Source organism: Paenibacillus camerounensis (assembly GCF_000723885.1).
Lineage (GTDB): Bacteria > Bacillota > Bacilli > Paenibacillales > Paenibacillaceae > Paenibacillus_AQ > Paenibacillus_AQ camerounensis.
On record NZ_CCDG010000127.1, the window covers coordinates 1 to 12,069 of the forward strand.

9 protein-coding genes are annotated in these 12,069 nt (G+C 51.1%); 8 read left to right on the forward strand and 1 reads right to left on the reverse strand.

Translation table 11 applies throughout. The features are described from left to right. A partial coding sequence (locus BN3772_RS30070; RefSeq protein ID WP_042204447.1) for an alpha/beta fold hydrolase occupies positions 1-896 on the reverse strand: 896 nt, incomplete at its 3' end. Positions 897-1,362: 466 nt separating this feature from the next. Between BN3772_RS30070 and miaB the strand changes: the two genes are divergently transcribed. The 8 genes from miaB (at position 1,363) to BN3772_RS30110 (ending at position 12,019) form a co-directional block, all read left to right on the forward strand. Then, the gene (miaB, locus tag BN3772_RS30075; protein ID WP_086074832.1) at positions 1,363-2,970 is read left to right on the forward strand and encodes a tRNA (N6-isopentenyl adenosine(37)-C2)-methylthiotransferase MiaB; all 1,608 of its coding nucleotides are present in this window, start codon (positions 1,363-1,365) and stop codon (positions 2,968-2,970) included. An 18-nt stretch (positions 2,971-2,988) separates the two neighbouring features. Continuing rightward, positions 2,989-3,447, forward strand: a complete 459-nt coding sequence (locus BN3772_RS30080) for a YlbF/YmcA family competence regulator (protein ID WP_042204449.1) — start codon at positions 2,989-2,991, stop codon at positions 3,445-3,447. Positions 3,448-3,589: 142 nt separating this feature from the next. Further along, on the forward strand, positions 3,590-4,360 hold the full coding sequence (locus BN3772_RS30085; protein ID WP_042177372.1) for an NUDIX domain-containing protein: 771 nt from the start codon (positions 3,590-3,592) through the stop codon (positions 4,358-4,360). 57 nt (positions 4,361-4,417) lie between these two features. Then, positions 4,418-4,966, forward strand: a complete 549-nt coding sequence (locus tag BN3772_RS30090) for a cysteine hydrolase family protein (RefSeq protein WP_042204451.1) — start codon at positions 4,418-4,420, stop codon at positions 4,964-4,966. Between the two features lie 22 nt (positions 4,967-4,988). Then, a complete protein-coding gene (locus tag BN3772_RS30095; RefSeq protein ID WP_280114406.1) occupies positions 4,989-6,449 on the forward strand; it encodes a nicotinate phosphoribosyltransferase in 1,461 nt (486 codons plus the stop codon). A gap of 587 nt (positions 6,450-7,036) precedes the next feature. Continuing rightward, positions 7,037-8,200 (forward strand): family 8 glycosyl hydrolase, encoded by a 1,164-nt coding sequence (locus BN3772_RS30100; RefSeq protein WP_086074833.1) that lies wholly within the window; start codon positions 7,037-7,039, stop codon positions 8,198-8,200. A gap of 475 nt (positions 8,201-8,675) precedes the next feature. Further along, positions 8,676-9,686, forward strand: coding sequence for a 2-oxoacid:acceptor oxidoreductase family protein (locus BN3772_RS30105; RefSeq protein ID WP_042204457.1), 1,011 nt, complete (start codon positions 8,676-8,678; stop codon positions 9,684-9,686). 26 nt (positions 9,687-9,712) lie between these two features. After that, positions 9,713-12,019: a thiamine pyrophosphate-dependent enzyme gene (locus BN3772_RS30110; RefSeq protein WP_042204460.1), complete on the forward strand. Its 2,307-nt coding sequence runs from the start codon at positions 9,713-9,715 to the stop codon at positions 12,017-12,019. Positions 12,020-12,069: the final 50 nt, after the last annotated feature.

Consider the following 12,069-nt stretch of genomic DNA (forward strand, 5'->3'; position numbering starts at 1 on the left):
TCAGGCTGTACAGCCTGATTGACCAGTCCGATAAAGTCAGCATGCAGATCCAGCAGATAAGGATCAAGAGGCGTGCGGTAACCCGCTGTCTCAGCATCTAAAAACACCTTGATCTGCTTATACGTATCCTCAGGCTGGTCATAGAACAGCATATTGGATGCATTATAGATGGTTGTGTACCGGCAATCCGGATTTGCGGAAGCAATCAGTCCGGACAGGTACGGGGGATACATCGGGTCACGTTCGCCTGTCAGCAGCAGCAGCGGTCCGGTGGTTTTCCTGAACATCTCCATTATTTCCGCATGCGCACCGGCAAAGAAATCAAGCAGTTCGATATAATGGCCGATGGTTACCTTGCTGAACGCAGCATACAGTCTGGCGAATTCCGGAGATCCCGGCTGAAACAGGGTGGCATTGGGGATAACATGATCGGCCAAAGCGCGCATTGACTGATGGCTCATCAGATTTTTACGGTAATCCGCATACTTGTTAGCCGTGCTGTTAGAATTAAACAGCGGCAGGGACAGCAGTACATTGCTGCGGACATGAGACGGATACGCTTTAGTGTAGTACAGGCCGATGATGCAGCCGGCGCCATGGGAGACGATATGAAAATCCTCAATGCTGAGCTGACGCACCAGACTGTTCAAGTGCCCGACGTAGCTGATGGCCAGCCTAGCCGGATCAATGCTGTCTGTCCCGCTAAGCCCGTGTCCGCGAAAATCATATCTGAGCAGATGAAACTCATCCTCCATATAAGGGATGATCCGGTCCCAGCAGGTGTGATCGAAGCCCATACCGTGAATCAGTACAAGCGTCCGGGTATTTTCATGTGCCTGCCTGGCCTGTTGATATTCATAATGCAGGTGTAAACCGTTCTCGAGCATGTGCTTCATTTCGGTACCCCTCTGTCTAACCGTATAATCTATGTATTTTCTTAATCTCTCTGGCAATATAGTCTGTTATTTTATCATAATATGCGGTTTTATGTAGAAAAGTGTAACGTTACTGTAACGGTACGCTGGTAGACTGTAGTAAAGCTATATTCATAGGGAGATGATTTGCGGAAATGAAGATGTTTTTTATCTGTGTCAAAAAGTCTAAGCTTGAAATGGTTTATTTACGAATGTACATCCGCCGCCCGAAATGATGTTCCATATACTATATATAACTCAGAGCCTTTCTGCTGACTCCGGCAGGAGGCTTATTTATATTACGGGTTTAGCTTCGGAAGCAGGCAGGAGTGAGCCTGCCGCCCGCAGATGGATTAGCCTCCATTATTTATGCTATAATTTTTTATTGGCGATAATACAATTAACCGATTTGACTACTGAAGCTTTCATTCATAAAGGACGTGAAAACATGACAATGGGGAATAACTCACCGGACTTAAAATCCGGCCAGGGCGGTTCGAAGGATTACTCTAAGTATTTTGATTTTTCTGATGCCAAAGTCATCAGTGAAGAAGAGGGCAAAACCACTTACAGAATCAAGGGCCGTACCGTACAGATCAACTCCAACCCGGATTACAAGGAAGGCAAGCGCCGGGGCAAGCAGGAGATCGAGGTCATTAACTTTGAGGATGCTGAAACGATCCGTATTATGGAGCAATTCCGTGAAATGAACAGCCTTAAGCAGCAGTACTATTTTATAGCCACCTACGGCTGCCAGATGAATGAGCATGACACCGAGACGATGAAGGGTATGCTGGAGGAAATGGGCTATCAGCCGGTGGAAGACCGGAACGAGGCGGATATTATTCTGCTTAACACCTGTGCAATCCGTGAAAATGCCGAAGATAAAGTATTTGGTGAGCTGGGCCACCTCAAAACGCTGAAGCTGGAGAAGCCGGGCCTGCTGCTGGGCGTCTGCGGCTGTATGTCCCAGGAGGAAGGCGTCGTGAACCGGATCATGGCGAAGCACGGCTTCGTGGATATGATTTTTGGTACACATAATATTCACCGCCTGCCGCAGATCATCAAGGAATCGCTGTTCAGCAAGGAGCTTGTTGTTGAGGTGTGGTCCAAGGAAGGCGACATCATTGAGAATCTTCCCAAGAAGCGGGAGGGCATGCGCGCCTGGGTTAACATCATGTACGGCTGCGACAAGTTCTGTACTTACTGTATCGTCCCGTTCACCCGCGGCAAAGAGCGCAGCCGCCGTCCGGAGGATGTTATCACGGAAGTGCGCGAGCTGGCCCGTCTGGGCTTCAAGGAAGTGACGCTGCTCGGGCAGAATGTGAACGCATACGGCAAGGATTTTACAGATATGGACTATACATTCGGGGATCTGATGGACGATATGCGTAAGATCGATATTCCGCGCATCCGTTTTATGACATCGCATCCGCGTGATTTTGACGATAGATTAATAGAAGTACTGGGCAAGGGCGGCAATCTGACCGAGCATATCCATCTGCCGGTGCAGTCGGGAAGCTCAGCTGTGCTTAAGAAAATGAGCCGTAAATATACGCGCGAAGCTTATCTGGAGCTGGTCTATAAGCTGAAGGCCAGTGTGCCGGATGCGGTGCTGACCACGGATATTATTGTCGGCTTCCCCGGTGAAACCGAGGAGCAGTTTGAAGAGACGCTGTCCCTGGTCCGTGAAGTAGGTTATGATATGGCATATACCTTTATTTACTCGCCGCGTGAGGGTACGCCGGCTGCAGCAATGGAGGATAATGTTCCGGCCCCGGTCAAGAACGGTCGGCTGAAGCGCCTGAATGATCTTATCAAGGAGCAGAGCCGGGTCAGCAACGACCGGATGCTCGGTGAGCTGGTGGAGGTGCTGGTCGAAGGGGAGAGTAAGAATAACGCAAGTGTACTCTCCGGACGTTCCCGTGCCAATAAGCTGGTTCATTTTGAAGGTCCGAAGGAGCTGATCGGCAGCTTTGTCCAGGTCAGAATTACAGATACCAAAACCTGGTATATTAAAGGGGATTATGTGGCGGAAGCTGCAGCAGTCCTCTAACTATAGTGAAATGGGGCGATGAGTGTGAGCCAGGACAGTCCGAATGTGAATAAATACGGCATGCAGAGCTTCGACACCCGTGATCTGATTGTGCGAGAAGATATTATGGGCAAAGCAAAGGAGCTTGCAGCACTGATCTCGACCAGTGAGGAAGTGCGGCATTTTCAGCAGGCGGAGCTCAAAATCCAGAATCATGACCGGGTACAGGGGCTGATTGCTACTATTAAGAAGAAACAGAAGGAGATCGTCGCCTTTGAAAGCTTCGGCAATAAAGCAATGATAACAAAGATTGAACAGGAGATCGAAGACCTGCAGGATCAGATTGACGGTATTCCGGTTGTGAACGAATTCCAGCAGAGCCAGAGTGATATCAATTACCTGCTGCAGATGGTGATTTCGGTCATCCGGGACACTGTTTCCGATAAAATCAGTGTGGAGGCCGGCACGGATGCGCCGCCGTCCACCTGCGGAGATTAAATCCTGTTATTAGAGGGGCGGATGCAGATCCGTCCCTTTATTATCATCAAAATGTGGCAGATTTGTTGCTTTTGGAAGAGCAGGTTTGGTACATTAAAAGATACGAACGGTTAACAAAGCCAGCGGCAAAGGATGATCTAAAGTGAGCGAGAACGTGGAACAAACCTATAACGCCAAAAAATACCGCACTCCGGACGGTGTTCCGGCTGACATTGTGATGTTCACCTTGACGAAGCGGGAACGGAAGACGGTCACCAAGACACTCCCCCTGCGTGAGCTGAAGGTGATGCTGATCCGGCGCAAGAAATGGCCGTGTGCCGGCATGTGGGCCCTGCCGGGCGGGTTCTGCCAGGAGGATGAGTCCATCTATGATGCGGCAACCCGTGAATTAAAGGAAGAGACCGGTGTTGACGGCGGTCATCTGGAATACCTCGGCGTATACAGCACCCCTGGACGGGATCCGCGCGGCTGGATTATCAGCCATGCTTTTTTTGCGCTGGTGGAGGAATGGATGCTTGAGCAGAGACAAGCCTCGGATGACGCCGGTGAGGTCGGGCTGTTCACACTGCAGGAGGCGCTTGAGGAGCTGGAGCTGGCCTTTGACCACCATGATATTATTACGGATGCTTATCTGCGGATTCAGCAGCAGATGCTGCAGACGACGATTGCCCGGCAGTTTTTGCCCCGGCATTTTACGCTGAGTGAGCTGTATCAGGTTATACAGACAGTAGTTCCGGAATTCAAAGAGCCAAATTTTATCCGCAAAATTACGTCAACCCGCAGCCGGCAGGGTATATTAAAAGAAGTGCGTGACGAAGCCGGCAACCCTGTCAGCTCGAATCAGTACTCCCAGCGGCCTGCGCAGCTCTATATGTTCACTGACCATGAGCCGTTATTATCTATTTATACTTAGGGCGCACACTGAATCTGCATCATGCACCACCTACCCATTTTCCAGGAGGTATGTACAATGAAGGCATTGATCGTGATAGATTTCACCAATGATTTTATTGACGGCAGTCTGCCGGTCGGGCAGCCGGGAATTGATATTGCAGCCAGGGTGAGCGAATTGACTGAGCAGTTTGTAAAGAGCGGGGATTATGTGGTTATGGCAGTGGACCTGCATGAGGCGGCCGATCCGTATCACCCCGAGATGAGACTGTTTCCGCCCCACAACCTGCGGGATACACCGGGACGGGAGCTGTACGGCGGTCTGAAGGCTGTCTATGAGGAGAACCGTGAATCTATCTGCTGGATGGACAAAACACGTTACAGCGCCTTCTGCGGCACGGATCTGGAGCTGAAGCTGCGTGAGCGGGGCATCAGGGAGCTGCATCTGATCGGCGTCTGCACCGATATCTGTGTGCTGCATACGGCGGTGGATGCCTATAACAAAAACTTTGAAATCATCGTGCATGAGGATGCGGTGGCCAGCTTTAATCCGGACGGCCACACGTGGGCGCTGGGGCATTTCCGGGGAAGCCTGGGTGCACAAGTGGTACGTGCCGATGCAGAATAAGACAGGTCTAGGAGATGAGGATTTGAGGAGAGAGCTTGCTCTACATACAGACAAGTATCAGATTAATATGATGTACGCCCATTGGGTCAACGGCACCCATAAGCGTAAAGCGGTATTCGAAGCTTACTTCCGTAAGCTGCCCTTTGGCAACGGCTTTGCCGTATTTGCCGGACTGGAGCGGATTACCCAATATATCAGTGACCTCCGTTTCACGGAGGACGATGTCCGCTACCTGTCGGAACAGGAAGAGAACTATGCGCCGGCTTTTCTTGAGGAGTTGCTGCAGTTCCATTTCAAAGGTAATATTCATGCGATGAAGGAAGGTGCGATTGTCTTTCCGGATGAGCCGCTGGTCCGGGTTGAAGGCACCATTATGGAGGCTCAGCTTGTCGAGACGGCGATCCTGAACTTCATGAACTATCAGACGCTGATCGCCACCAAGGCTTCACGGATCAAGCAGGTGGCTCCTAACGATATCCTGCTGGAGTTCGGCACCCGCAGGGCGCAGGAAGCGGATGCGGCGGTGTGGGGCGCACGCGCGGCTTACATCGGCGGATTCCATGCCACCTCAAACATGCTGGCCGGCCGGATGTTCGGCATCCCGACCAAGGGAACGCATGCCCATTCCTGGGTCCAGAGCTTCAGCAGCGAGCAGGAGGCATTCGACGCATATGCCAAGGTAATGCCGGACGGCGTTACACTGCTGGTGGATACTTTTGATACACTGCGCAGCGGGGTGCCGCATGCGATCAATACGGCCAAGAAGCTGGAGGCCCAGGGCAAAAAAATGAACGGTATCCGGCTGGATAGCGGCGATTTGGCCTATCTGTCGCAGCAGGCCCGCAAGATGCTGGATGAAGCGGGGCTGGATTACGTGAAGATTGTAGCCTCTAACGATCTGGATGAGAATACGATTATGGACCTGAAGCTGCAGGGTGCGGCAATCGATACCTGGGGCGTCGGCACGCAGCTGATTACAGCTGCTGACCAGCCTTCCCTGGGCGGGGTGTATAAGCTGGTAGAGATTGAGTCGGCTAGCGGCGAGATGTTCCCGACCATTAAGATCTCCTCCAATCCAGAGAAGGTCTCTACTCCGGGCAAAAAGGAAGTCTTCCGCATTGTCGGCACGAACGGCAAAGCGATGGCCGACTATATTAACTTCCCTGATGAGGCTGCCCCGCGCAACGGCGCGCGGATCAAGCTGTTTAACCCGCTGCATCCTTATCTGCGCAAGAACGTCGACAAGTATGAGGCGCTGCCGATGCTGGAGCCGATTTTTGTGAACGGCTTCCAGGTCTATTCCCTGCCCCCGCTTGAAGAGATCCGCCGCTATCATGAGCAGCAGCTCGATCTGTTCTGGCCGGAATACCTGCGTAAGCTGAACCCTGAGGTGTACCGGGTGAACCTCAGCGAGCAGGTCTGGAACCGCAAGCAGCAGCTGATCGCCGAGCATATGCAGTTGGATCAGCTGGATAACGAATAGCAGGTGTACCCTTTTAAAAGCGAATAAATCAGGCTGTCCTTCCGCAATCAGGCTATGCGGGCAGGGCGGCTTTTTGCATTGTATAGGAAATTATACAATGCAAAAAAATGTGGATAACTCCGATGAAAAATAAAGGAGGGGTGGACGTGAAGAACCAGGTGACATGGAAGAAACGACCTGATACCCCCCACATAGTATTCGTTTTTTCGCATACATTTGGCCAGGGTATGTGCCTATATTTGCTATTTCAATACAGCTGCCAGCTGCCAAGAACAATGAACTCCTTAAGTGGGTAAGACCAAATTAAAGTTAAGCAGCTGCTAGAAGTCAGCAAATTAGGTTCTTAAGTACTCTATATAGATCCACTCTTCGGGTGGATTTGTTCTGTTGACAGAGATAAAATGGGATATTATAGTAAATGTGCTGATTCAGCATAGCTGTTAGCTTCGCCAGTCCGCTATGCGGGCGGTGCATGTATGCATTGGCCGCAGGACTGATCCCATTTTAAGGAGTGAAGCGTTATTAATAAGACAACCAAGCACACACTGGGGTGGAAAAGCTGTCTAATCCTCTGTCTGGCGCTGTTTATGCTGCCGGCTGGCTCCGCACTGGCTGCGGTCAATAAACCGTTCCCGCAGCATACCGTCTATACAAGCGGCACGATTAAGCCGAACCATGTCACGCAGGCAAGTATGGACAATGCTGTTAAGACAAAGTGGAATGAGTGGAAGGCTGCTTATCTGAAGCCGGCCGGCACGGGTAAATATTATGTGAAATATAATTCGGACGGGGAAACCGTATCCGAGGCACATGGCTACGGGATGCTCTTCACTGTGCTGATGGCGGGATCTGATGCCAACGCCCAGACTTACTTCAATGGACTCTATCAATATTACACCGCTCATCCCAGCTCCATTAACCCGTATCTGATGTCCTGGAAGCAGAACAGCAGCTTTCAGAATATTGAGGGGGAGGATTCCGCAACGGATGGCGATATGGATATTGCCTTTGCCCTTCTTCTTGCCGACCGGCAGTGGGGCAGCACTGGTACTGTAAACTATCTGGCCGCTGCCCGCAATATCATTGGAGCCATCATGGATAATGAAATTAATCAGACGCAGTGGACGATCCGTTTGGGCGACTGGGCCAACAGCGGCTCTTATAACACAGCGACTAGACCGTCGGACTTTATGCTGGGTCATCTGAAGGCCTTCAAGACGGCTTCCGGGGACGCACGCTGGGGAAATGTGACCGACAAGACCTATTCCATTATTAATAGCCTGTATACTGGCTACAGTGCTTCTACGGGCCTGCTGCCGGATTTCGTTATTTATTCGGGAGGTGCCTATAAACCGGCTGCAGCCGGGTTCCTGGAGGATACCAATGACGGGAATTACAATTATAATTCCTGCCGGACACCTTGGAGGATTGCGACGGACTATCTGACTACCGGCGATAACCGTGCAATCAGCCAGCTTACCCAGCTTAACAGCTGGATCAAGACAAAGGTAAGCAGCTCGCCTGGAAGCATCAAGGACGGCTACAAGCTGAACGGTACAACATTCGGAAGCTATAACAGCGGAGCTTTTTACGCGCCCTTCGGCGTCAGTGCAATGATTTCTTCTTCTAATCAGAGCTGGCTGAACTCGCTATGGAGCCATACAGCCGGCAGCGCGGCGGAGGATTATTATGAAGACAGCATCAAGCTGTTTTCAATGATTGTAATGTCGGGCAACTGGTGGACGTACTAGAAACGGATATACTGCAGGCCAGCCCATCTCCGGATGGGCTTTTTGCCTTGTTTTTATTGCGCGGACATCACTTCAGGCACCTGCGGATTGTAGAAAATTTCTCTGTCAAAAGCTATAAAAATCATTGACGCCCATGTCATTGATATGCATTCTCAATTGAAAAATGTGATGAATTTAACATCTTAATTTTTAATTTTATTGCTAAATTAAGAAGACCCTTGTATCCACGGAGCTTTAAAAAACAGCTAATTACACACAATTTTCACATTCTGCAATTTCTATGGCAGGTTATCTTCTTTCGAGGTAACGCAGTGCTGTCGCATATAAAGAAATCGCTATAAATCTATAAATTAATGTGATTCCCGAAGCCGTGGAAATGCAAGATTTGTCACATTCGTTACCATCATTATCACGTTACAATTATTGAAAAAGTCAAAAGGAATGTTTTATTTGACACTCGAAAGGGGTTATGTCGGTGGTACAACTACCAAAAGTCAACAGCCTGGGATTCTTTGAAATCCGGCTGGAATCCATCGGAGGGCTAGGGGCGAACCTGGCCGGTAAGATGCTAGCAGAAGCGGGCGTAGTCGGCGCGGGACTGAACGGCGTGAGCTTCTCATCCTACGGCTCAGAGAAAAAAGGTTCAGCTGTAAAAGCCCATATCCGGTTCTGCGATCTGAATACGCATATCCGTGATACTTCTCCGGTAGAGCGCCCGCATGTGGTTGGCGTATTCCATGAAGCACTTGCCAAGACTGTCAACGTAACCAGCGGAATCAGTGAGGACAGCACCGTTCTTGTGAACTCGGCCAGGACGCCGGAAGAACTCAGAGAATTGCTGAAGCTGAAGGGCGGAACGATTGCAGTCATTGATGCGACCAGCATTGCGCTGAAAGAGAAGAACCGCGTGAATATGGCGATGCTCGGCGCGCTGTTCCGGCTCTGCCCGTTCCTTGACACTGAAACGATGAAGGGCGTTATCGAGAAATCGCTCGGCAAGAAATATCCGCAGGCAGTGCAATCAGCAATCACTACCTTTGAGCGCGGCTACAACGAAGTGAAGTTTATGCACTTTGAGCTGCCTGAGGGAGAGAGCATGCCTGAATATGTTCGTTCTGACATCTCTCCGCTTGGTTATGAAACCCAGCCGATGGGCGGATCGATTGTCAATCCCGGCAACAGCTTTCTAAAGAATCTCAGTATTTCCCGTTCCGGCATGATTCCGGCTTATGAGAACGAGTCCTGCATCAACTGTGCACAGTGCGATACCGTCTGTCCGGACCAGTGCTTTGTCTGGGAAGAACGGCTTGACCGCAAGGGGCGTTCGCAGATGTTCCTGCTGGGTATCGATTACCAGTACTGCAAAGGCTGCCTGAAATGCGTCGGCGCCTGCCCGACCTCGGCCCTGTCCATCATCCGTGAGCAGGAAGGCTATGCGGACAGCCATACGGTGCATCATACGTTTGATTTGGTCTCGCAATTATAAATCCGGTAAGAAGGGCGGAATGAACAATGGCTATTGATTATGAGAAAGAAATAGGCTCTGCCAAGGTAGAGCAGAAGTTCCTTTATGAATCAGGCAATGAAATGGCAGCTTATGCTGCGCACCAGATCAATTATCATGTTATGGGATACTTCCCGATCTCGCCTTCGACTGAGGTAGCCCAGTTCCTCGATACAATGAAGGCGAGCGGACAGCACGATATTATGCTCGTGCCATCAGACGGTGAACACAGCTCGGCAGGGATCTGTTACGGTGCCTCGACTGCGGGCGGACGCGTATTTAACGCAACCAGCGCACAGGGCTACATGTTCATGCTGGAGCAGCTGCCTGTACAAGCAGGTACGCGTATGCCTATGGTTATGAACCTGGTCTGCCGTTCGATCTCAGGCCCGCTGAATATTCACGGTGATCACTCCGATTTGTATTTTGCACTCAATACCGGCTGGCCGATTCTGATGTGCCGTGACCCGCAATCGGTCTACGACATGAATCTGATGGCACTGAAGCTGGCAGAACATGCGAAGGTCCGTCTTCCGGTAATGGTTGCTTCCGACGGATATTTCACCTCACACCAGAAGCGCCGTGTGCAGGCTTTTGCACACCGTGAGGATGTACACAAATTCGTAGGCGAACAGCCGCCGGCAGGCTTTACAGATACGCTTGACCGCAACAACCCGGTTACCGTCGGTCCTTACATGAATGAGCCGGATTATATTAACAACCGTTACCAGCAGTCTGTAGCAATGTATAATGCCGGTGAGGTGTTTGAAGAGATCGCACAGGAATTTGCTGAGCTGACCGGCCGCCGTTATGAGATGATCGAGCAGTACCGGATGGATGATGCCGATGTTGCCGTCTTTCTGATGAACTCGGCATCCGAGATCATCAAGGATGTCGTTGACCAGCTGCGTCTGCAGGGCATTAAGGCCGGAGCGATTTCACCGAATATGATCCGCCCGTTCCCGCAGAAGCAGATTGCTGAAGCATTGAAGAACGTGAAAGCTATTACTGTCGGCGACCGTGCAGACTCCGTCGGAGGACACGGCGGTAACATGGTCAATGAAATCAAGGCAGCCCTGTTCACTCACGGCAATACAACAACCAAGGTCATCAGCCGGATTTACGGCCTGGGCGGTAAAGATTTCTACGCTGAGGACGGCCATCACTTCTTCCAGCTGGCTATGGATGCCGTTGTTGCCGACCGTGTGGAAGTGCCGTTCGATTACTACGGCCACAATCCGGGCGAGCCGGACAAAGCGCCTAAGCGCCTGCTGAAGCCGATGGATTTCGATGCATTGAAATCCGGCCTGATTACGGTTACCAAGAATGAAGAAACCGGCAAGCTGGCCGTTAAGGTTCCGCCAGTACGCAGTCTGATGAAGAAGCCGAGACGTCTGTCACCGGGTCACGGCGCGTGTCCGGGCTGCGGTATTTTCTCCGGTCTTGAACTGTTCTTCAGAGGCATTGAAGGGGATATTGTTGCGCTGTACCATACAGGCTGCGCCATGGTTACAACGACAGGTTATCCGTATTCCTCCCATAAATCGACGTTCATTCACAACCTGTTCCAGAACGGTGCGGCCACACTGTCCGGTGTAGTAGAGATGTTCTGGGAACGCAAACGCCGCGGCGAGCTGGACGGACTGGGTCTGAAAGAGGACTTTACCTTCGTAATGGTTACCGGCGACGGCGGTATGGATATCGGTATGGGGCCTGCAATCGGTGCCGCCCTGCGCGGACACAAAATGATTATCGTCGAGTATGATAACGAAGGCTATATGAATACCGGAGCCCAGCAGTCCTATTCAACTCCGCTAGGTCACCGTACTTCGACTTCGAGCATCGGCAAAACCCAGCAGGGTAAGGTTACACAGCACAAGGATACTGCCCAGATTATGGCGGCTACCAACATTCCTTATGTGTTCACCGGCTGTGAGGCTTATCCGCAGGATCTGCTGAAGAAAGCGGCAAAGGCACAGTGGTATGCGCAGAATGAAGGTCTGGTCTACGGCAAGATTCTGATCGCCTGCCCGCTGAACTGGATGAGTGAGGACAAGGAAGGGACTAACATCGTATCCCTGGCGGTTGAATCTTGCTTCTTCCCGCTGTACGAGGTAGAGCAAGGCGTTACTAACATTACTTATAATCCGGAAGATAAGAACAAGCGCGTAGAAGTATCCGCCTGGCTGAAAACGATGGGCAAAACCCGCCATCTGCTCAAGCCGGAGAACGAGCCTGCGCTGCGCAGCTTCGAGAGCGAGGTTCAGCGCCGCTGGGGCAAGCTCAAGGCCAAGCATGAGCACCCTGATTTGTAAGCTGTATCGCAATCCTATAGCATAATCATTCACAGCCTGACAGAGCTCTG